The sequence below is a fragment of the Streptomyces sp. NPDC012508 genome, assembly GCF_042902595.1.
Lineage (GTDB): Bacteria > Actinomycetota > Actinomycetes > Streptomycetales > Streptomycetaceae > Streptomyces.
Genome location: NZ_JBIBEO010000009.1, coordinates 150,619 through 171,779, shown reverse-complemented (window position 1 = coordinate 171,779; position 21,161 = coordinate 150,619). Strand labels below are relative to the sequence as shown.

Below are 21,161 nucleotides of genomic sequence, written 5' to 3'. Positions count from 1 at the left end.
GTACGTCTCCCCCTTCAGCCCTTGGCCACGGCGCGCAGCCGGTCCACCACGTCGGCCCGCAGATCCGCGGGCTCGAGTACGACGACATCGGGACCGAACTCCACGAGCCAGGCGTCCAGGCCGTGCCCGTAAGGGATCTCCAGCTCGTCCCAGCCGTCCGCGCCCTCCCGTACGGACTGGGCGCGGGCCCGCAGCGGGTAGCCGCAGCCGGTGCGCAGCCGGATCCGGGCGGAGCGGGTGGCGGTCTCGCCGGCCCAGCTCTCCACGGTCTCGCGGACGGTGACCACGTCGGGCACGGGAGCGGTGAAGGCACCGGCCCGGGAGCGGACCTTGCCGGTGATACGGGAGAGGCGGAAGACGCGCTCGGCACCACGGTCGCGGTCCCAGCCGGCCAGGTACCAGTGGCCTCGCCAGCACTCCAGCGTCCACGGCTCGACCTGGCGGGTCTCCGGGCGGGCCGCCGTCGCCTTGCGGTAGTCGAAGACGACGGGGCGCCGGTCGCGGCAGGCCAGCATCAGGGGCTCGAAGGCGGCCTCGTGGACCGGGATGCGCGGTTCGAGGGCGCTGTGCTGGGCGTCGTACGAGTCCTCTGCCTCGGGCATGCCGGCCGCGCGGAGCTTCTGCAGGGCGCCGCTGGCGGCGCCGGCGAGGCGGGCCTGCTGCCAGACCTTGGCGGCCAGGCCGAGCGCCGCGGCCTCTTCGGCGTCGAGCGTGATCGGGGGGAGGCGGTTGGAGTCGCGGCGGGCCAGGTAGCCGGTCTCGCCCTCCAGGTTCTCGACGGTCTCGATGACCAGGCCGAGCTCGCGCAGATCGTCCTTGTCGCGCTCGAACATCCGGTTGAAGGAGTCGTCGGTTCCGGCTTCCATGTAGGCCTCGATGGAGCCGCGCAGCTCACGCTTGCTGAGCGGTCTGCGGGTCCCGAGCAGGCAGAGGGCCAGATTCATCAGCCGCTCGGCCTTGGCAATCGCCATCGACGCCCTGCACCTCTTCTGCCGGATTGACTTCGGGGACATCCGACCGTACCGCCCCGGGGTGTCGTGGCAAAAGCCGAGGGCCCATGCCTGAAGCGGCATGGGCCCTCGTTCGAGTGGATCCGGTCAGCGCTTGGTGACGCCGACCAGGTCGCAGACGAAGATCAGCGTCTCGCCGGGCGCGATCGCGCTGCCGGCGCCGCGGTCGCCGTAGGCGAGGTGCGCGGGGATGACCAGCTGGCGGCGGCCGCCGACCTTCATGCCCTGCACGCCCTGGTCCCAGCCCGCGATGACCTGGCCGACACCGAGCTGGAAGTCCAGCGCGCTGCCACGGTTCCAGGAGGCGTCGAACTCCTCGCCGGTGGAGAAGGCCACACCCACGTAGTGGACCTTGACGAAGTCGCCCTTGCCGGCCACCTCGCCGTCACCCTCCCAGATGTCCTTGATCTGAAGGTCCTTCGGCGGCTCGCCGCCCGGGAAGTCGACCTCGGGCTTCTCGATGCTCACTGCAGTGTGCTCCTCAAACTGATGAACCGCGCAACGGTGAACTGCGCGACCGGGACAGTCTTACATCTTCGCCAGGATGTCGACGGCGAACACCAGCGTGGAGTTCTTCGGAATACCCTGCTGCTCCTGGTCGCCGAAGGCCTCGGCCGGCGGGGCGACGATCAGGATGCGGCTGCCGACCTTCTTGCCGGTGATGCCGTTCTTGAGGCCCTTCAACGTCAGCTGGGCGAGCGGGAAGTTCGCGGTCTTGCCCGTCTGGTACGTCGAGTCGAAGACCTTGCCGTCCTTCCACAGCGCCGCGACGTAGTTCACGACGACCGTGTCGGTGCCCTTCACGACCTCGCCCTTGGACTCCAGGATGTAGTTGGAGACGAGCTTGGTCGGCGGGTCGACCTTCGGCACGGTCAGCGAGGGGGCCTTGCCGTCGGTGTTCGTACCGACCTTGGGCAGGTCCTTGTTGTCCTGGGCGACCTCGGTGCCCTCGGCGGACTTCGGGATGGTGGTGGACTTCAGGATGTCCACGACGAAGACGAGGGTGGCGTTGGGCTTGATGTCACCCTGGCCCTGCTCCCCGTAGCCGAGCTCCGGCGGGATGCCGATCTCGACCCGGCTGCCGACCTTCTGGCCCTCCAGGCCCTGGTCCCAGCCCTTGATGACCTGTCCGGCACCGAGGGTCAGGTCGAACGGCGTCCCGCGGTCGAAGCTGTTGTCGAAGGGGGTGGTCGAGTCCCAGGCCTGGCCCAGGTAGTTCACCTGGAGCGCGTCGCCCTTCTTCGTGACCGCGCCGTCGCCCTCGCTGATCACGTTGACCTTGAGTTCCTTGGGCGGGTCGCCCTCGCCCTTCGCAAGGGTGGGCTTCTCTCCGAACTTCTCACCCGCGGTGATGGCGGGCAGCCCGTTCTTCATCGAGGCGGAATCAGAGCCTCCGTCGTCGCTGCCGCAGGCCGCGGTCGAGAGCAGCAGCAGTGGGACGACCAGTAGGCCGGCAAGTCGGCGCACGTGTTCCTCAGATCTCAGACGGCACATTAGTTGCTCGACACTCTAGGGGACCGTCCGGACAGGCCAAGGGCCCCGCACGTCAATCGCGCGGGGCCCCGGCACTTCGTACGCCGATGTCCTACATTCCGGCGATCAGCTTTTCCACCCGGTCGTCGACGGACCGGAAGGGGTCCTTGCACAACACCGTGCGCTGCGCCTGGTCGTTGAGCTTGAGGTGGACCCAGTCGACGGTGAAGTCCCGTCGCTGCTCCTGCGCGCGGCGGATGAAGTCGCCGCGCAGTCGCGCCCTGGTGGTCTGCGGGGGCACGGACTTGCCCTCGAAGATCTTCAGGTCGTTGCAGATCCGGGCCGCCTGCCCCTTGCGCTCCAGCAGGTAGTAGAGCCCGCGGCGGCGGTGGATGTCGTGGTAGGCGAGGTCTATCTGCGCGACCCGGGGGTGCGACATGGTCATGTTGTTCTTCGCCCGGTACCGCTCGATGAGCTTGTACTTCATGACCCAGTCGACCTCGGTGCCGATCCGGTCCAGGTCCTCGGCCTCGATGGCGTCGAGCGTACGGCCCCAGAGCTCCAGGACCTGGGCGACCGTGCCCGTACGGATGCCCCTGCGGTCGACGAAGTCGGCCGCCTTCTCGTAGTACTCGCGCTGGACCTCCAGGGCGGAGGCCTCGCGGCCGCTGGCGAGGCGGACCTTGCGCTGGCCGGTGATGTCGTGGCTGACCTCGCGGATGGCCCGGATCGGGTTCTCCAGCGTCAGGTCGCGCATGACGGTGCCCGCCTCGATCATGCGCAGCACGAGGTCGGTGGCGCCGACCTTGAGCAGCATGGTCGTCTCGGACATGTTCGAGTCGCCGACGATGACGTGCAGCCGGCGGTAGCGCTCGGCGTCCGCGTGCGGCTCGTCACGGGTGTTGATGATGGGCCGGGAGCGGGTCGTCGCGGAGCTGACGCCCTCCCAGATGTGCTCGGCCCGCTGGGAGACGCAGTAGACCGCGCCGCGCGGGGTCTGCAGCACCTTTCCGGCGCCGCAGATGAGCTGTCGGGTGACGAGGAAGGGAATGAGGATGTCCGCCAGCCGGGAGAACTCTCCGTGGCGGGCGACGAGATAGTTCTCGTGGCAGCCGTAGGAGTTTCCCGCCGAGTCGGTGTTGTTCTTGAAGAGATAGACGTCGCCCGCGATTCCCTCCTCGTGCAGGCGGCGTTCGGCGTCGACGAGCAGGCCTTCGAGAATGCGTTCGCCGGCCTTGTCGTGCGTGACCAGTTCGGTCACGTTGTCGCATTCCGGCGTTGCGTATTCCGGATGCGAACCCACGTCCAGGTACAGGCGGGCGCCGTTCCGCAGGAAGACATTGCTGCTGCGGCCCCATGACACGACACGGCGGAAGAGGTAGCGCGCCACTTCGTCAGGAGACAGTCGGCGCTGTCCCCTGAACGTGCACGTGACGCCGTACTCGTTCTCCAGCCCGAAAATGCGGCGGTCCATGTCTGAACATTACGCCTGATGGCCTGAGCTGAAACCGGGTTCGACAGCCCCGTTTCGATCATTTTCCGATGAGTGCGTGTTCTTTTCGGTGCGGCCCGCCCCGCCCGTGGTCGCGCTGACGGCGTGTCGCACGCCGCGGCCGGGCACGGCGAGCACCCGGCCGGTGGCCAGGAGGACCAGGAGGGCCACCGTGCCACCGGCTCCGGCGACGGCGAAGCCCGCCGTGGTTCCGGCGAGTTCGACGGCCGGTCCGGCGACGGCGGAGCCCAGTGCCGCGCCCACACCGAAGGTGGTCACGAGCCAGGAGAAGGCCTCGGTGACGGTGCCGCTGGGGGCGTGCCGGTCGACGACGATGAAGCCGCAGGCGAGGGCGGGGGCGAGGAAGACGCCGGAGAGCGCGGCGAGGGCGGTCATCGGCAGGACACCGGGGGTGAGCATGAGCGGCAGGTAGCCGAGGGCGAGCAGGCCGATGATGACCGTCAGCCTCCGCTCGGGGCTTCCGGCCCAGCGGCGGGCGCCGTAGAGGACGCCGCCCATGAGCGCGCCGAGGCCGAGAGCGGCCATCAGCCAGCCGTACGCCGACTCGTTGCCCTGGTCGTCGGCGTAGGCGAGGCCTGCGACGGTGATGGAGCCGAGGGCCAGTCCGACGAAGAAGAAGGAGCCGAGCAGGGCCAGGAGGCCGGGCGAGCGCAGGGCGCCGAGCCAGTGCGCCTCGCGGGGCTCCGAGCGCCACGCGCGCGAGGGCTCGGAGAGGACCACGGAGAGCGCCCCGAGGACGCCGAGGACGTTGATGACGAGCAGGGCGGCGGCGGGCGACCAGAGGGCGACCAGGAGGGTCACCAGCAAGGGGCCGACGGTGAACATGACCTCCTGGGCCACGGCGTCCAGGGCGTAGGCCCGGTGGACCCGGTCCTCGCGGCCGAGGACGCTCGGCCACAGGGCGCGCAGTCCGCCTTCGAGGGGCGGGGTGAAGAGTCCGGCGACCACGACCGCCGCGTAGGCGAGCACGAGGGGGCTGATTCCGGCCACGGCCAGGACGATCATGCCGAGGGCGGAGACGAGCGCGGCGGGGAGCTGGACGCGCGGCTGGCCCTTGAGGTCGACGGCGCGGCCGAGGAGCGGCTGTCCGACGGCGGTGGCGATGCCGTACGCGGCGGTGAGCCCGCCCGCCAGGCTGTAGCTGCCTCCCTCGGAGCGGACGAAGAGCACGATGGCGATGGGCCCGGTGCCGTTGGGGAGCCGGCCGACGAGCGTGCCGGTGAGCAGGCGCAGCGCGTGCGGCGCCCTGAGTATGTCGCGGTAGCCGCGGCTCTCCTTGGCCTCGCTGGCCATGTCCGTCTCCTCTCCCCCGGTGCCCGCCCCCGAGGTTTTACGTATAACGTCTCGGGTCATACGTACCATGGCGGGATCCCACGGGTCCACCTCGCGGGCAGCGACCACCTCTCGCGGAGGCACGAGTGCAGACCCCAGAGTCCCCCGGCTCGGCACGGCCCACCAGTCGGGACGTCGCCAGGGCCGCCGGGGTGTCGCAGGCCACCGTCTCCCTGGTCCTCGGCGACAAGTGGCGCGGCCGGGTCTCGGAACGCACCGCCGACGCCGTACGGGAGGCCGCCCGCACGCTCGGGTACCGGCCGAATCTCGCCGCTCGCAATCTGCGCCTCGGACGCACGCGGACGGCGCTGCTCGTCGTCCCGGCCCTCACCAACGAGTTCTTCGCCCGGGTCTACACCGGCGCCGCCACGGTCGCCGCCCGTCACGGCTTCGGCGTCGTGCTCTACCCCTCCCCCGACGGCGTGGGCCCCGCCAAGGACCCCTTCGCCTCCGCACGGGCCGCGCTCGACGGCATCATCGCCTCGTCCATGGCCGCCGACGCCCTGAAGGCCTTCCACGGCACCGACCTGCCGCTGGTCATGCTCGACAGCGACCCCTCCGACACCGGGGCCGCCGCCCACGTCAACCTCGACATCGCCGACGGGATGCGGCAGGTCACCGCCCACCTCCGGGGCCTGGGCCACCGCCGCTTCGTCCATCTGGCCTCGGCGGTGCCCTCCTGGACCTTCGACGTCCGCGCGGCGGCCCTCGCCGACGCGCTGCGCGACGCCGACGTACGGACCGTCCGCGCGCCCCTCGACGTGGACGGCGCCCGCGCGGCGGCCGAACGCGCCCTCACCGGCCCCGGGCCGCGCCCCACGGCCCTGATCTGCGACGACGACGTCCTCGCCGCCGGCGCCTGCAAGGCGGCGCGCCGCCTCGGCCTGCGCGTCCCCGAGGACATCTCGGTCACGGGCTTCGACGACCTGGCGCTCGCGACCGCGGTGGAGCCGGAGCTCACGACGGTCCGGCTGCCCGCCGAGCACATCGGCGAGCGCGGCATGGCCGCGCTGCTGGCCGTCCTGGCGGGCGAGAGCCCCGAGCCCGGCGGCCTCCCGGTCACGCTCAGGGCACGCGGGTCCTCGGGCCCGGCACCGGCCTGAGCGGACAGCCCGGCCCGAGCGGACGGGCCGGCCGCACGGTCGGCGCCGAGCAGAGCAGGCACGGCGCCGAGCGAGCGGCCACGTCGAAGGCCCCGGTCCACGTCTGTGGACCGGGGCCTTGGCCTTCGTCATGTTCTCCCGGAGTTCTACTCCTCCGAGTCCTCCACGATCTCGTCGGACGGGTCGTCCGTCTTCGCGATCGCCGCGTTGTCCGCCTCCAGGAGGCGCACGAGCTGACGCCCGACGATCCGCTTGAACTTGCGCTGCTGCGGACGCTTGCGGTCGAGGACGGCCACCTCCAGGCGCTCCGCGGGGATCTCCCGCTCGCTGCCGTTGGTGTCCCTCGAGAGGGCCTGCACGGCCAGCTTCAGCGCCTCCGCGAGCGACATCCCGTCGCGGTGCCGCTGGTCGAGGAAGCTGCTGATCTGCTCCGCGTTGCCGCCGACCGCGACCGAGCCGTGCTCGTCCACGATCGAGCCGTCGTGCGGCAGCCGGTAGATCTGGTCGCCCTCGGGGTCCTCACCGACCTCGGCGACGACCAGCTCCACCTCGTACGGCTTCTCGCCGGCGCTGGAGAAGATCGTGCCCAGCGTCTGGGCGTAGACGTTCGCCAGGCCCCGGGCCGTCACGTCGTCCCGGTCGTAGGTGTAGCCCCGCAGGTCGGCGTAGCGAACGCCGCCGATGCGGAGGTTCTCGTACTCGTTGTACTTGCCCGCGGCGGCGAACCCGATCCGGTCGTAGATCTCGCTGAACTTGTGCAGCGCGCGCGACGGGTTCTCGCCGACGAACACGATGCCGTCGGTGTACTGCAGGACGACCAGACTGCGGCCACGGGCGATGCCCTTGCGGGCGTACTCCGCCCGGTCGGCCATGGCCTGCTGGGGTGAGACATAGAACGGAGTCGACACCGGCTACCCGTCCCTTTCTTCTGGGAATCTACAGACGACGAGTGGTCAGAGCAGGGCCGCGCGCGGGCCGTCCGGCTGCTCCAGGCGCCGGTCGGTGACCGAGCGGGCGAGCGAGGAGGACTCCTCCTCGGTGAGCCTGCGGAAGCCCTCGTCGGTGATGACGGTGACGATCGGGAAGATGCGGCGGTACAGGTCCGGGCCGCCGGTCGCCGAGTCGTCGTCGGCGGCGTCGTACAGCGCCTGGACGACCAGCGTGGTGGCCTGCTCCTCCGTGAGGTCGGGGCGGTACAGCTTCTTCATGGATCCGCGGGCGAAGACCGAACCGGAGCCCGTGGCGGCGAAGCCGTGCTCCTCGGAGCGGCCTCCGGTCACGTCGTAGGAGAAGATCCGGCCCTTCTCCTTGCCCTCGTCCCAGCCGGCGAAGAGCGGCACCACGGCCAGACCCTGCATGGCCATGCCGAGGTTGCCACGGATCATGGTGGACAGGCGGTTCGCCTTGCCCTCCAGGGAGAGCGTCGCGCCCTCCACCTTCTCGAAGTGCTCCAGTTCCAGCTGGAACAGCTTGACCATCTCGACGGCCAGGCCGGCGGTGCCGGCGATGCCCACGGCCGAGTACTCGTCGGCCGGGAACACCTTCTCGATGTCGCGCTGCGCGATCATGTTGCCCATGGTCGCCCGCCGGTCACCGGCGAGCACGACACCACCGGGGAAGGTCACGGCGACGATCGTGGTGCCGTGCGGCGCCTCGACGACACCCTCCGGCAGCTTCCGGTTGCCCGGGAGCATCTCCGGCGAGTGGGCGGAGAGGAAGTCCATGAATGAAGACGAGCCCGGCGTCAGGAAGGCAGCTGGTAGACGCCCGGTGCTACGAGTGTTGGCTTCCACGCGTGTCCCTCCAAGGATGAGATGGCCCGACGCGGACCGGGTTCGTCTCCCGGCATGCCGTTGGCCGCGTTGCAGTTGAAGCACGGTACGTCACGGACCCTACCCGGCTCGTGACGGTGATCCACATCGGCTTCGGGGGAGCTTTCGGCCCGCGCGCACGCTCGGTACCTCGCTGTGACGGGACGGTGCGGGCGCCGTGGCCCGCACCGTCCGGTGACCCGATGAGTCACCCACCCCCGCCTTCGATTCGAAGGTCAGATGGCCTACTGTCCGCCCTTTTGCACGAAGGACCTCACGAAATCCTCAGCGTTCTCTTCCAGGACGTCGTCGATCTCGTCCAGGACGGAGTCCACGTCGTCGCTCAGCTTCTCCTGGCGTTCCTTGAGGTCGGAGCTCGCCTCCGCGGTCGTCTCCTCGACCTCCTCCGTGGAACGCGTCGCCTTCTGCTGTCCGCCGCCGGTGTCCTTGGTCGCCATATCCCTCACCCCGCTCGAATCGGCCCGCTCGGTTGGGTCTCTCAAGATCAGACCCTACAAGCCAGGTCTGACATCGGCCCCGCAGTTTGCTACAACGTCCGGGCACTAGTCCCATGATTCCCAGTGGCCGGCCATTTCAGCCGCGCAGCGGCCGTCGATCAATTGCCGGACAGCACACGCACCAGTTCCTCGGCCGTCCTGCACCGGTCGAGGAGCTCCTTCACGTGGTTCCTGGTGCCCCGCAGGGGCTCCAGGGTCGGCACCCGCTGGAGGGAGTCACGGCCGGGCAGATCGAAGATCACGGAGTCCCAGGAAGCGGCCGCCACATCGTCCGCGTACTGCTCCAGACAGCGGCCACGGAAATAGGCCCTGGTGTCCTCCGGAGGCTTCGTCTCCGCCCTCTCGACCTCGGTCTCGTCCAGGAGCCGCTTCATGCGCCCCCGGGCCGCCAGACGGTTGTACAGGCCCTTCTCGGGGCGTACGTCGGCGTACTGGAGGTCCACGAGGTGCAGCCGGGCCGCGTCCCAGTCGAGGCCGTCGCGCCGCCGGTAGCCCTCCATGACCTCCCGCTTGGCGATCCAGTCCAGCTCGCCGGCGAGGCTCATCGGATCGTTCTCGAGCCGGTTGAGGGTGTCCTCCCAGCGGACCAGGACGTCCTTGGTCTGCTCGTCGGCGTCCGCGCCGTAGCGCTCCTCCACGTACTTCCTGGCCAGCTCGAAGTACTCCATCTGGAGCTGGACGGCGGTGAGTGTCCGACCGCTGCGCAGCGTGATCAGGTACTGGAGGCCGGGGTCGTGGGAGACCTGGTGGAGGGTGCGGACGGGCTGGTCGACGGCGAGGTCCACGTTGATGAACGAGTCCTCGATCATGGAGAGGACCAGGGCCGTCGTGCCCAGCTTGAGGTAGGTGGAGATCTCCGAGAGGTTCGCGTCGCCGATGATCACATGGAGCCGGCGGTACTTCTCGGCGTCCGCGTGCGGCTCGTCGCGGGTGTTGATGATGGGCCGCTTCAGAGTCGTCTCCAGGCCGACCTCGACCTCGAAGTAGTCGGCGCGCTGGCTGATCTGGAAGCCGTGCTCGCGGCCGTCCTGCCCGATGCCGACCCGTCCCGCGCCGGTGACGACCTGGCGGGAGACGAAGAAGGGGGTGAGGTGGCGGACGATGTCCGAGAAGGGCGTCTCCCGCTTCATCAGGTAGTTCTCGTGGGTGCCGTAGGAGGCGCCCTTGTTGTCGGTGTTGTTCTTGTACAGGTGGATGGGCTGGGCACCGGGGAGCTGGGCGGCCCGCTCGGCGGCCTCCGCCATGATCCGTTCGCCGGCCTTGTCCCAGAGGACGGCGTCACGGGGGTTGGTGACCTCGGGGGCGCTGTATTCGGGATGGGCGTGGTCGACGTAGAGCCTGGCGCCGTTGGTGAGGATCACGTTGGCCAGGCCGATGTCCTCGTCGGTGAGCTGGCTGGAGTCGGCGGCCTCGCGGGCGAGGTCGAAGCCACGGGCGTCCCGCAGCGGATTCTCCTCCTCGAAATCCCAGCGGGCGCGGCGCGCCCTGTGCATCGCCGCCGCGTAGGCGTTGACGATCTGGGACGAGGTGAGCATGGCATTGGCGTTCGGGTGGCCCGGAACGGAGATCCCGTACTCCGTCTCGATGCCCATTACTCGCCGTACGGTCATGCGGCCCTCCTTGCCCGGCGGCGCTCCCCATCGGGTGCGGCGCTACAAGTACCGACGAGCCTAGAGCGACTCCGCGCCGGTGGGGAGATCGATTACGTCATTCCTGCGGGGAAAAGCGTCCGGCTGCGGAGGTCCGTGGGTCCGGACCTCCGCAGCCGGTGTGCGATCTAGAGGTACTGACCGGTGTTGGCCACCGTGTCGATGGAGCGTCCGGTGTCCGCGCCCTGCTTTCCGGTGACGAGGGTGCGGATGAATACGATCCGCTCGCCCTTCTTTCCGGAGATCCGGGCCCAGTCGTCCGGGTTGGTGGTGTTGGGCAGGTCCTCGTTCTCCTTGAACTCGTCCACGCAGGCCTGGAGGAGATGGGAGACGCGGATGCCCTTCTGGTTGTGGTCGAGGAAGGCCTTGATGGCCATCTTCTTGGCCCGGTCGACGATGTTCTGGATCATCGCTCCGGAGTTGAAGTCCTTGAAGTACAGGACTTCCTTGTCGCCGTTGGCGTACGTGACCTCGAGGAAGCGGTTCTCCTCGGTTTCCGCGTACATCTGCTCGACCACGGACTGGATCATTCCGTGGGCCGCGGCCTCCTTGGAGCCGTGGTGCTCCGAGAGGTCGTCGGAGTGCAGCGGCAGCGAGGCCGTGAGGTACTTCGCGAAGATGTCCTTCGCGGCCTCGGCGTCCGGGCGCTCGATCTTGATCTTGACGTCGAGCCGGCCGGGCCGCAGGATCGCGGGGTCGATCATGTCCTCGCGGTTGGAGGCGCCGATGACGATGACGTTCTCCAGGCCTTCCACGCCGTCGATCTCGGCGAGCAGCTGCGGGACGATCGTGTTCTCGACGTCCGAGCTGACTCCGGATCCACGGGTGCGGAAGAGGGATTCCATCTCGTCGAAGAAGACGATGACGGGGGTGCCCTCGCTCGCCTTCTCCCGGGCACGTTGGAAGACGAGGCGGATGTGCCGCTCGGTCTCACCGACGTACTTGTTGAGGAGCTCGGGTCCCTTGATGTTCAGGAAGTAGGACTTCCCGGCGGGCTGCCCGGTCACCTCGGCGACCTTCTTGGCAAGGGAGTTGGCGACGGCCTTCGCGATCAGCGTCTTGCCGCAGCCGGGCGGACCGTAGAGCAGGATGCCCTTCGGCGGCCGGAGCTCGTGCTCCTTGAAGAGGTCCGGGTAGAGGTACGGAAGCTCGACCGCGTCCCGGATCATCTCGATCTGGCCGCCGAGGCCGCCGATCTTGTTGTAGTCGACGTCCGGGACCTCTTCGAGGACCAGTTCCTCGACCTCGCTCTTCGGCACGACCTCGTAGACGTAGCCGGAGCGGGGTTCGAGCAGCAGGGCGTCGCCGGGGCGGATGGTGATGTCCAGCAGCGGCTCGGCGAGCCTGACCACCCGTTCCTCGTCGGTGTGCCCGACCACCAGGGCGCGCTCGCCGTCCTCGAGGATCTCCTTGAGGGTGACGATGTCCCCGGCCCGCTCGAACTCCATGGCCTCGACCACGTTGAGCGCTTCGTTGAGCATGACTTCCTGGCCGCGCCGGAGCTCGTCGAGCTCGACGCTTGGGCTGACGTTCACCCGGAGCTTGCGGCCCCCGGTGAAGATGTCGCATGTGCCGTCCTCGTTGGCGTGCAGGAAGACACCGAAGCCGGCCGGCGGCTGCGCGAGCCGGTCGACCTCCTCCTTGAGGGCCACGATCTGGTCGCGGGCCTCACGGAGTGTGTTCGCGAGCCGCTCGTTCTGCGCGGACACGCCGGCCAGGTTTGTCTGCAGCTCGACGATCCGCTCTTCGAGAATCCTCGTATGACGCGGAGAGTCGGCGAGCTTGCGGCGCAGGACGGCGATTTCCTGCTCGAGATAGGCAACCTGGCCGGCGGGGTCTTCAGACCCCCGCCCCGGCCGGATGCCGCGGTTGATGTCGTCGTCGTGGGCTGCCACGGTCCTCACCTCCTCCAAGGGGAGCTGGACGCTTCCTGACCCTACCTGCGTGGGTGGTGATTGAAACCCCTAGATCACAAAGACTGTCGGGGTGTGTCCGATCTTCACCCTTGCGCTTCCCCTCACGCCAGGTGAATACCCACCCATCAACATCGGAAAGCAGCCGGTTGTATCGTCGTCAGTGGTCAACACCCGTCAGGCTTGGCCGGACTTAGAAGAACGATCTCTTTTTTCGACGCTCAGGAACGGCAGGAGACATGACCGTGCAGCACGAGGCCCCGACGCAGGGCGCCGGCGAGGCGCTGGAGGTCTGGATCGACCAGGATCTCTGCACCGGGGACGGGATCTGCGCGCAGTACGCTCCGGAGGTCTTCGAGCTGGACATCGACGGCCTCGCGTACGTGAAGAGCGCGGACGACGAGCTGCTGCAGGACGCCGGGGCGACGACGCCGGTGCCGCTGCCGCTGCTCCAGGACGTCGTGGACTCCGCGAAGGAGTGCCCGGGCGACTGCATCCACGTACGCCGGGTTTCGGACAGGGTCGAGGTCTACGGCCCTGACGCGGAGTGACGGATCACACGCTGCGCGCGTCGGACTGGGCGGCCCGGACGAAGGTTCCGCCCTTCCATCGCCAGCTGACGCGTTCCTGCTCGTCGGGGCAGCAACTCGGTACGTCCGGGGACGAGTAGCCGAGCAGAGTGGCGGTCACCGCTCCGTCGCGTACGGCGAGATCGGTGACGTTCTTCTGCTGGGTGGACTCGACGAGGGTCGCGACCACGCGCGCGCCCGGGCCGGCCTTGGCGTGGGTCAGGACGTAGAGGGCGTGGGGCGGCGTGCCCGAACCGGCTTCGCAGTGTACGACTGCGACGGTTTCGGGGTTTCCGTCGCCGTCGAGGTCCCCGGAGGCGCGCTGCGCGATCTTGACGGGGGCTCCCCCGCACTCCAGCGGATAGTCGGCCGTCGCGGCGTCGGGCGCGGGCCGTACGGCGGCCGGGCCGCCGCCCGAGGCGGCGGCGGTGGTGGCGGTGGCGGGGCCGGGCTGCAGCAGTCCGGCGGCGGCCACGACGGCGGCCATCGCGGTCGCGGTGGCCAGCCAGTGCACCGGCCGGGCGTGGGTGTGCGCGAGGTCCGGGACGGCGGGGGGCTGCACGCGGGATGTCTCCTGTGAGGGCGGTGCGGAAGGAGTTGCGGGCATCGTGCCACACGTCACAGGCGGGCGGAACAGGCGGGGTGCGGGCTCTGCGCAAAGATGCCGAACGTGAAGGTGCCGCCGTCGAGTTCCCTGCCCTGGGGGCGGAACTCGACGGCGGCACGCGTTCGTTGTCGGGGCGTCAGCCCTGAGGGCCGTCAGCCCTTGTTGGGGCCTTCGTAATCCTCGCCGTACGCGCCCTTGGCGGGGCGACGGCGGCGCATGGGGGGCTCGACGCCGTCGGCGAGGCGCCGGGCGGTGACGAGGAAGCCGGTGTGCCCGATCATGCGGTGGTCGGGGCGGACCGCCAGGCCCTCCACGTGCCAGTTGCGGATCATGGACTCCCACGGCTGCGGTTCGGCGTAGCAGCCGAACTCGCGGATGGACTCCACGGTGCGCGCGAGCTGGGTGGTGGTCGCCACGTAGCAGCAGAGGATGCCGCCGGGGACGAGGGCCTTGGAGACGGCCTCCAGGCACTCCCAGGGGGCGAGCATGTCCAGGATGACGCGGTCGACGTCCGTGTCGGACAGGTTGTCCTGGAGGTCGCCGACGGTCAGCTGCCAGGCGGGGTGCGGACCGCCGAAGTAGCGCTCGACGTTGCCCTTGGCGATCTCGGCGAAGTCCTCGCGGCGCTCGTAGGAGTGCAGCATGCCGCTGTCTCCGATGGCCCGCAGGAGGAAGCTGCTGAGAGACCCCGATCCCACACCCGCTTCCACGACGCGGGCGCCGGGGAAGATGTCGGCGAAGGCCAGGATCTGCCCCGCGTCCTTGGGGTAGACCACGGCGGCGCCGCGGGGCATGGACAGGACGTAGTCGGGGAGCAGGGGGCGCAGCGCGAGGTAGGCGACGTTTCCCGTGGTACGGACAACACTGCCCTCGGGAGCACCGATCAGCTCGTCGTGGGGGAAGGAACCCTTGTGGGTGTGGAAGTTCTTCCCGGCCTCGAGCGTGAACGTGTAGTGGCGTCCCTTGGGGTCGGTGAGCTGGACCTGGTCCCCGACCTTGAAGGGCCCGCGACGGCGGGCGGCACCGGTCGGTTCGGACATGTGACCAGAGTACCGGGGTTATGCGGAGGGTCGTGCCATGGCCTTGACGAAGGCGCGCTCCACGTCGGCGGCGGAGAGGACTCCGTAGATCTCGTCGCTCTCCTCGACGACGAGGTACTCGGAGGCCGGGCTGGCGCGGAGGTGGTCGAGGAGGGGCTGGCCGGTGAGTTCGGCGGGGACCCTCATGCCGTCGGTGAGATCCTGGGCGAGCGTGCTGACGGCGACCCAGGGGCGGCGGTGCTGGGGGACGCCGGCGATGGCGGTCTCCCGGACGAGGCCGGTGGGGCTGCCCTGGCCGTCGACGACGACGAGAGCGCGGGCCCCGGCCTCGTTGGCGCGGCGGAGCGCCTCGGAGAGCGGGGTGGCGGGCTCGACGGGGATGGCGCGCCGGGTGAGGGTGCGGGCGCGGAGCTCGGGGAGGTGTTCGCGGAGCCGGGCCATGCGGAGGCTGTTGCCGGCGCCGGTCCAGATGATGGCGGCCAGGATCGCGGCGAGCAGGGCGTCGGTGACGGTGTCCATACCGCTGATCTCGTCGGTCGAGTTGCCGAGGAGGCCGGTGCGGGTGAGGAGGGGAAGGCCGATGAGGACGGCGACGGCGAGGGCGCGGCCGACCCAGGCGGCGGCGACGGTGCCGGTCATGGGCTTGCCGGTGATCTTCCAGACGACGGCGCGCAGCATGCGGCCGCCGTCGAGCGGGAGCCCTGGCAGCAGGTTGAAGATCGCGACGATCAGGTTGGAGATCATCAGGCCGGCGAGCAGGACGCCGGGGACCGTGCCGGGTTCGACGGCGTACATGCTGAGGTAGAAGACGCCCGCGAGGACCAGGGAGAGCAGGGGGCCCACGAAGGCGAGGACGAACTCGCGGCCGGGGGTCTCCGTCTCCTTCTCGATCTCGGAGACTCCGCCGAAGAACTGGAGCTGGATGCGGCGCACCGGGAGTTTGAAGCGGAGCGCGGCGATGGTGTGGGCCAGTTCGTGGACGAGCACGGAGGCGTAGAAGGCGATCGCGAAGAAGAGGGAGACCAGGTAGCGGGCGGCGCCGAGGTCGGGCAGGACGCGCTGGATCTGGTCGCCGAAGACCCAGGTGATGAGGGCGGCGACGAGGAACCAGCTGGGCGCGACGTAGACGGGCACGCCGAAGGGGCGGCCCATGAGGATCCCTCCGCCGGGTTCCTCGCTCCGCCGGGTGCGGGCGTCGGCGTTGGCCGGCGGTTCCGGGTCGCCGGACCGCGGCCGCTTCTTCTCGCCGCGCTCGTCGTCCTGGTTCACGGGTTCCTCTCGTAGCCTTCCGCCCGACCGCTGTCGTGCGTCACTCTTCGATCATGCAGCGTGACGGGGTCCGGCGTCGATGGTATTCGGCTCGCTGTCGGTGGCGGGTCGTAGGGTCTGTGTCATGAGTACGAGCGAGCAGCCGCCCGTGGGGGCCAGGGCACCCATGTCGCTGTCGCCCTCGCGGGCGAGCGACTTCATGCAGTGTCCCCTGCTGTACCGGTTCCGGGTGATCGACAGGCTGCCGGAGAAGCCGAGCGAGGCGGCGACGCGGGGCACGCTGGTGCACGCGGTCCTGGAGCGGCTCTTCGACGCTCCCGCGGTGGAGCGGACGGCGCCGCGGGCGAAGGCGCTGATCCCGGGGCAGTGGGACCGGCTTCTGGAGTCGCGGCCCGAGCTGGGTGAGCTGTTCGCGGAGGACGCTGAGGGTGAGCGGCTGTCGCGCTGGCTGGTCGAGGCCGAGCGGCTGGTGGAGCGGTGGTTCACGCTGGAGGACCCGACGCGCCTGGAGCCGGCGGAGCGTGAGCTGTTCGTCGAGACGGAGCTCGATTCGGGGCTGCGGCTGCGCGGGGTGATCGACCGGATCGACGTGGCGCCGACCGGCGAGGTGCGGATCGTCGACTACAAGACGGGGAAGGCCCCGCGCCCGGAGTACAGCGAGGGCGCGCTCTTCCAGATGAAGTTCTACGCGCTGGTGATCTGGCGGCTGAAGCAGGTGATCCCGCGCCGTCTGCAGCTGGTGTACCTGGGCAGCGGTGACGTGCTGACGTACGACCCGGTGGAGGCGGACCTGCTGCGGGTGGAGCGGAAGCTGCTGGCGCTGTGGGAGGCGATCCGGCTCGCGACGGAGACGGGCGAGTGGCGGCCGCGTCCGACGAAGCTGTGCGGCTGGTGCGACCACCAGGCGGTCTGCCCGGAGTTCGGCGGGACTCCCCCGGTGTACCCACTGGAGATCCGAGGAGCGATCCCGGAGGCATCACGGGAAGGGGCCCCGGAGGCGGCCCGTGCGGCGGTCCCGGAGGCGGCCCGCGAGGTGGCCCGTGAGGAGGTCCGGGACAAGACCCTGGAGGAGGTCGGGGACAAGACCCTGGAGGAGATCGGGGAGAAGACCCGGGAGGAGATCCAGGAGGAGATCCGGGGCGAGATCGTTTCCGCGCGCCCGCCGGAGTCGGGCGATTCGGGGCAGGGCAGAATGGACCCGGTCCAGCCCGCGCCGTGAAGGAGTTGTCCGTGGCTATCCGCGTCCTACTGGTCGACGACCAGCCGCTGCTGCGCACCGGTTTCCGGATGATCCTGGAGGCCGAGCAGGACATCGCGGTCGTCGGTGAGGCCGGGGACGGTCTGCAGGCCCTCGACCAGGTGCGGGCGCTCCAGCCCGACGTGGTGCTGATGGACATCAGGATGCCGCGGATGGACGGGGTCGAGGCGACGCGCCAGATCACGGGCCCGGGGCGGGACGGTCCGGCGAAGGTGCTGGTCCTGACCACGTTCGACCTGGACGAGTACGTGGTGGAGGCGCTGCGGGCGGGCGCCAGCGGCTTCCTCCTGAAGGATGCGCCGGCCAACGAACTGGTGCAGGCGATCCGGGTGGTGGCGGCCGGCGAGGCGATGCTGGCGCCGTCGATCACGCGCCGGCTGCTCGACAAGTACTCCGCGCACCTGCCCTCGGGCGACGAGCAGGTCCCGGACACGCTCAACACCCTGACCGACCGTGAGGTCGAGGTCCTGAAACTGGTGGCACGTGGGCTGTCGAACGCGGAGATCGCGGCGGATCTGTTCGTCAGCGAGACGACCGTGAAGACGCACGTGGGCCATGTACTGACGAAGCTGGGCCTGCGCGACCGGGTCCAGGCGGCGGTGTACGCGTACGAGAGCGGTCTGGTCCGCCCCGGCGCGCAGTAGCGGCTGACGACACGACAGAAAGGGGCCCGGCACGCGTGATGCGTGCCGGGCCCCTTCGCGCGGCGCCGCGGGACGGTGCACCGTGGCGCCGCGCGCCTCCGGGTGGCCCCGTCAGCCCTTCTTGATCTCCCAGAAGCGGAAGACGGTCGAGGCGTCCAGGGTCCAGTCGAGACCCGTGACGCCCTCCCGGGCGACGGCGTACTGCTTGCCCTGCCAGAGCGGCAGGAGGGGCAGCTCCTCGGCGACCAGGTCCTGGAGCCTGCCGAAGTCCTGGCCGGTGCCGGCGCGGTCGGCGGCCGCGGCGGTCTTCGGGAGCAGGCTGCCGCTGATGGTGGCGTTGGTGTAGTTGTTGCCGAGGACGTTGCCCTCGCCGAAGAACGGCGCGGTGAAGTTGTCGGCGTCCGGGTAGTCGGGCACCCAGCCCTTGACGTACACGCCGTACTTGCCGGCCTCGATGTCCTTCTCGTACTGCTCGTACTCGACGGACTTCACATCGGCCTCGAACAGGCCGCTGCGGTTGAGCTGTCCGGCTATCGCCTTGAGTTCCTGGTCGGTGGAGGGGCCGTAACGGCTCGGCGTGGACCAGAGGGTGAGCTTCACCTTGTCGGTGATGCCGGCCTTGCGCAGCGCCTTCTTGGCCTTGGCGGCGTCGGGGCTGCCGTAGGTGTCGAAGAAGGCGGTGTTGTGGCCGGCGATGCCCGCCGGGACGATCGAGTAGAGCGGCGTGGCGGTCGACTTGTAGACGTCCTGGACGAGAGCCTCGCGGTCGACGAGGTGGGCGATCGCCTGGCGGACGCCGAGCTTGCCGACGACGGGGTCCTTGACGTTGAAGACGAGGTGCTGGACCTCGGCGCTGGTGCCCTGGACGACCTCGATGCCCTTGTCGTCCGCGGTGGCTTCGAGAGCGGCGATGTCGTCGGCGTTGAGGCCTCGGTAGGCGACGTCGACGTCGTCGGCGGCGAGGGCCTTGGAGAGAGCGGCGCGGTCACCGTTGTAGAGCTTGAGGGTGACACCGCCGTTCTGCGGCTTGGCGCTGCCCCGGTAGTCGGCGTTGACCGAGAAGACGGCCTCGGTGTCGCTGATGGAGTCGAGCTTGTACGGGCCGGAGCCGACCGCCTTGCCGTCGGTGCGCAGCCCGTTCCCGTCGTACTCGCGGTGGTCCACGATCGAGCCCGCGCCAGAGGCGATCTTGCTCGGGAAGGTGGCGTCGGGGGTCTTCAGACGGAAGACGACGGTCAGGTCGTCGGGGGTCTCGATGGAGGCGATCGAGGAGAGCAGCGGCGCCGGGCCGGCCGGGTCGGCGATCTTCAGCGCGCGGTCGAAGGAGAACTTGACGTCCTTCGAGGTCAGCGGGTTGCCGTTGGAGAACTTCAGGCCCTCGCGCAGGGTGCACGTGTAGACCTTGCTGCCCCCTGCGAAGGCGCAGTTCTCAGCCGCTTCCGGCTGGGGCTCGGTGGTGCCCTTGGGGAAGCTGAGCAGGGACTGGAAGACGTTGTTGAAGAGCAGCCAGGAACCGGGGTCGTAGCCGGCGGCCGGGTCGGTGGCCAGCACCTCGTCGGACATGCCGACGCGGACGTTGTCCCCGGAGCCGGCGGCGCCTCCGCCCTGCTCCGTGCCGCAGCCGCTGAGCAGGGCGGCGGACAGGCCCGCGGCGAGGGGGGCCGTCAGCCACTTGTTGTGCTTCACAGAACGTGCCTCTTGATCTCTTGCCAGGCCGGTCGCGCGCGGGTGCGCGACCGGTGTAGCCGAACGGGTTGAGGAAGGTTAGGCGCTGCCGCGGCCGAGCTCCCAGAGGAGCAGGTCCGAGGAGGTGTTCAGCGCCCATTCGACGCCGGTCAGGTCGTCGCGGGCGGCGACGTACTGCTTGCCCTGCCAGAGCGGCAGGACCGGCACGTCCTGGGCGACGATCTTCTGGATCTGTCCGAAGACGGGGCTCGCGGCGCTGCGGTCGGCCGAGCGGCGGGAGCGGGGGATCAACTGGTCGCGTACGGACGCGTTGACGTAAGGGGTGTTCAGGAAGTTGTCGGCGTCGAGGAAGGGGGCGACGTAGTTGTCCGGGTCCGGGAAGTCGGGGAACCAGCCGAGGCCGTAGACGGGGTAGTCGCCGCGCTTCTGGGCGGGCCGGAAGGTCGACCACTCGCTGCCCTTGACGGTCACGTCGAAGAGCCCGGTGGCGTTGAGCTGGTCGCGCAGCGCCTCGAACTCCGTCTTGGTGCCGGAGCCGTAGTGGTCGGTGGTGTAGTGCAGGGTGAGCGCGACCGGGGCGGTGATGTCGGCCTTGCGCAGGATGCCGGCGGCCCGGCTCTTGCTGGGCTCGCCGTAGGCGTCGAAGAAGGCGGTGGAGTGGCCGGTGACGCTGGAGGGGATCAGCGAGTAGAGCGGCTGGGCGGTCGCGCCGTAGACCGTGTTGACGATGGCCCCGCGGTCGATGACGGCCGCCATGGCCTGCCGGACGGCCTTGTCCTTGACGGACGGGGCGTCGGTGTCGAAGGCGAGGTAGCGGATCTCCAGGCCGGGGACCTCGGTGAGCTCGATGCCGTCCTTGGGCTTCTCGGTGAGCGACTTGACCTGGTCGAGCGACATGGAGCGGGTCATCATGTCGATCTCGCGGCTCTCCAGGGCCTTGCCCATGACGTCCGCGTCGGGGAAGGAGCGCAGCTCGACCTTGTCGTTGCTCAGGGCGATGTCGCCCTTGTAGTGCGGGTTCTTCGTGAAGACGGCCTTGAGGATGCGCTCGCCGTCACGCTCGGTCTTCATGACGTACGGGCCGGAGCCGTCGACCTCGAAGCCCTCGCGGAGCTTCTTGGCGCTGTACTTGGTCTTGCTGAGGATGCCGGCGACCGGGGTGGAGAGCTTGTACGGGAAGGTCGCGTCGGGGGTCTTGAGGTGGAAGACGACCTCGCGCTCGCCGTTCGTCTCGATGGTGTCCACGTTGGCGAGGAGGGCCGCGGTGCCGTTGTCGGACTTGATGGCGAGGACCCGCTCGACGGAGAACTTCACGTCCTCGGCGGTGAGGGGCGTGCCGTCGGCGAAGGTGAGTCCTTCGCGGAGCTTGCAGCGGTAGCTCTCGCTGGCCCGGTCGCTGAAGCCGCAGCTCTCGGCGGCCTCGGGGACGGGCTCGCCGCCGCCGCGGGGCACGTGCATCAGGGTCTGGACGGTCTGCCGGAGGATGTTCCAGGCACCGGTGTCGTAGGCGAAGGCCGGGTCGAAGGGCGCGGGAGCTTCGCTGGTGGCGACGAACTGGTCCGTGGTGCCGACGACGATGGCTCTGGACTCGTCCGAGCCGCCGCAGGCGACGAGCAGCGGGGCGAGCAGACCGGCGACGGCCGGCAGGGCCAAGGTCTTGCGGTTCATCCGGGGAGTTCTCCTCATCCGGCACTGGGATACAGCGCAGTACGGACACTCCGCCGCTTCCGCCCGTTCCGGGCGGGCGATCGGGCCGGGATGGTGAG

The 21,161-nt window shown here is 69.6% G+C and carries 19 protein-coding genes and 1 pseudogene; 4 read left to right on the top strand and 16 right to left on the bottom strand.

Annotation, left to right across the window (positions count from 1 at the left end; translation table 11 throughout):
- Nucleotides 1-14: 14 nt before the first annotated feature.
- The 5 genes from ACFY8U_RS28765 to ACFY8U_RS28745 all read right to left on the bottom strand — a co-directional run bounded on the left by ACFY8U_RS28765 (nucleotide 15) and on the right by ACFY8U_RS28745 (nucleotide 5,289).
- The gene (locus ACFY8U_RS28765; protein WP_361601580.1) at nucleotides 15-971 is read right to left on the bottom strand and encodes a WYL domain-containing protein; all 957 of its coding nucleotides are present in this window, start codon (nucleotides 969-971) and stop codon (nucleotides 15-17) included.
- Nucleotides 972-1,097: 126 nt separating this feature from the next.
- Entirely contained in the window at nucleotides 1,098-1,478 is a 381-nt protein-coding gene (locus tag ACFY8U_RS28760; protein ID WP_361439000.1) for an FKBP-type peptidyl-prolyl cis-trans isomerase, read from the bottom strand.
- Between the two features lie 60 nt (nucleotides 1,479-1,538).
- Nucleotides 1,539-2,477, bottom strand: coding sequence for an FKBP-type peptidyl-prolyl cis-trans isomerase (locus ACFY8U_RS28755; RefSeq protein ID WP_389575242.1), 939 nt, complete (start codon nucleotides 2,475-2,477; stop codon nucleotides 1,539-1,541).
- Nucleotides 2,478-2,595: 118 nt separating this feature from the next.
- The gene (gene pafA / locus ACFY8U_RS28750) at nucleotides 2,596-3,957 is read right to left on the bottom strand and encodes a Pup--protein ligase (RefSeq protein WP_389575241.1); all 1,362 of its coding nucleotides are present in this window, start codon (nucleotides 3,955-3,957) and stop codon (nucleotides 2,596-2,598) included.
- Between the two features lie 9 nt (nucleotides 3,958-3,966).
- Nucleotides 3,967-5,289, bottom strand: a complete 1,323-nt coding sequence (locus ACFY8U_RS28745; RefSeq protein ID WP_389575240.1) for an MFS transporter — start codon at nucleotides 5,287-5,289, stop codon at nucleotides 3,967-3,969.
- A 125-nt stretch (nucleotides 5,290-5,414) separates the two neighbouring features.
- Here ACFY8U_RS28745 and ACFY8U_RS28740 point away from each other — a divergent pair, with 125 nt between their 5' ends.
- Nucleotides 5,415-6,431, top strand: coding sequence for a LacI family DNA-binding transcriptional regulator (locus tag ACFY8U_RS28740; RefSeq protein WP_389575239.1), 1,017 nt, complete (start codon nucleotides 5,415-5,417; stop codon nucleotides 6,429-6,431).
- A 146-nt stretch (nucleotides 6,432-6,577) separates the two neighbouring features.
- Here the strand turns inward: ACFY8U_RS28740 and prcA are convergent, their stop codons facing one another.
- From prcA to arc, 6 genes are all read right to left on the bottom strand, one after another.
- The gene (gene prcA / locus ACFY8U_RS28735; protein ID WP_361439008.1) at nucleotides 6,578-7,339 is read right to left on the bottom strand and encodes a proteasome subunit alpha; all 762 of its coding nucleotides are present in this window, start codon (nucleotides 7,337-7,339) and stop codon (nucleotides 6,578-6,580) included.
- Between the two features lie 45 nt (nucleotides 7,340-7,384).
- Complete coding sequence (gene prcB, locus ACFY8U_RS28730; protein ID WP_361439010.1) at nucleotides 7,385-8,224, bottom strand: proteasome subunit beta; 840 nt, start codon at nucleotides 8,222-8,224, stop codon at nucleotides 7,385-7,387.
- Entirely contained in the window at nucleotides 8,176-8,454 is a 279-nt protein-coding gene (locus ACFY8U_RS28725; protein ID WP_389575238.1) for an endonuclease domain-containing protein, read from the bottom strand. The genes prcB and ACFY8U_RS28725 overlap by 49 nt, the downstream gene beginning before the upstream one ends.
- A 33-nt stretch (nucleotides 8,455-8,487) precedes the next feature.
- Nucleotides 8,488-8,700, bottom strand: a complete 213-nt coding sequence (locus tag ACFY8U_RS28720; protein WP_175439096.1) for a ubiquitin-like protein Pup — start codon at nucleotides 8,698-8,700, stop codon at nucleotides 8,488-8,490.
- A gap of 158 nt (nucleotides 8,701-8,858) precedes the next feature.
- The gene (gene dop, locus ACFY8U_RS28715) at nucleotides 8,859-10,370 is read right to left on the bottom strand and encodes a depupylase/deamidase Dop (RefSeq protein ID WP_361439014.1); all 1,512 of its coding nucleotides are present in this window, start codon (nucleotides 10,368-10,370) and stop codon (nucleotides 8,859-8,861) included.
- Between the two features lie 167 nt (nucleotides 10,371-10,537).
- Entirely contained in the window at nucleotides 10,538-12,304 is a 1,767-nt protein-coding gene (gene arc, locus ACFY8U_RS28710) for a proteasome ATPase (protein WP_361601562.1), read from the bottom strand.
- Nucleotides 12,305-12,561: 257 nt separating this feature from the next.
- Here arc and ACFY8U_RS28705 point away from each other — a divergent pair, with 257 nt between their 5' ends.
- A complete protein-coding gene (locus tag ACFY8U_RS28705) occupies nucleotides 12,562-12,873 on the top strand; it encodes a ferredoxin (RefSeq protein WP_361439018.1) in 312 nt (103 codons plus the stop codon).
- A gap of 4 nt (nucleotides 12,874-12,877) precedes the next feature.
- Here ACFY8U_RS28705 and ACFY8U_RS28700 read toward each other — a convergent pair whose 3' ends face one another.
- The 3 genes from ACFY8U_RS28700 to ACFY8U_RS28690 all read right to left on the bottom strand — a co-directional run bounded on the left by ACFY8U_RS28700 (nucleotide 12,878) and on the right by ACFY8U_RS28690 (nucleotide 15,690).
- Entirely contained in the window at nucleotides 12,878-13,453 is a 576-nt protein-coding gene (locus tag ACFY8U_RS28700; protein ID WP_389575237.1) for a hypothetical protein, read from the bottom strand.
- Nucleotides 13,454-13,650: 197 nt separating this feature from the next.
- Nucleotides 13,651-14,538 (bottom strand): tRNA (adenine-N1)-methyltransferase, encoded by an 888-nt coding sequence (locus tag ACFY8U_RS28695; RefSeq protein ID WP_019884997.1) that lies wholly within the window; start codon nucleotides 14,536-14,538, stop codon nucleotides 13,651-13,653.
- 18 nt (nucleotides 14,539-14,556) lie between these two features.
- Nucleotides 14,557-15,690, bottom strand: coding sequence for a site-2 protease family protein (locus ACFY8U_RS28690; protein ID WP_389575413.1), 1,134 nt, complete (start codon nucleotides 15,688-15,690; stop codon nucleotides 14,557-14,559).
- 241 nt (nucleotides 15,691-15,931) lie between these two features.
- Here ACFY8U_RS28690 and ACFY8U_RS28685 point away from each other — a divergent pair.
- Together ACFY8U_RS28685 and ACFY8U_RS28680 are read left to right on the top strand one after the other, a co-directional pair.
- A pseudogene (locus ACFY8U_RS28685) lies at nucleotides 15,932-16,795 on the top strand (RecB family exonuclease); the annotation flags it as partial.
- A 242-nt stretch (nucleotides 16,796-17,037) separates the two neighbouring features.
- Nucleotides 17,038-17,709 (top strand): response regulator transcription factor, encoded by a 672-nt coding sequence (locus ACFY8U_RS28680; RefSeq protein ID WP_361439024.1) that lies wholly within the window; start codon nucleotides 17,038-17,040, stop codon nucleotides 17,707-17,709.
- Between the two features lie 111 nt (nucleotides 17,710-17,820).
- On the opposite strand, the gene ACFY8U_RS28675 is transcribed toward ACFY8U_RS28680, so the two are convergent.
- Complete coding sequence (locus ACFY8U_RS28675) at nucleotides 17,821-19,395, bottom strand: ABC transporter substrate-binding protein (protein WP_389575236.1); 1,575 nt, start codon at nucleotides 19,393-19,395, stop codon at nucleotides 17,821-17,823.
- A 78-nt stretch (nucleotides 19,396-19,473) separates the two neighbouring features.
- Entirely contained in the window at nucleotides 19,474-21,063 is a 1,590-nt protein-coding gene (locus ACFY8U_RS28670; protein ID WP_389575235.1) for an ABC transporter substrate-binding protein, read from the bottom strand.
- Between the last annotated feature and the right edge of the window lie 98 nt (nucleotides 21,064-21,161).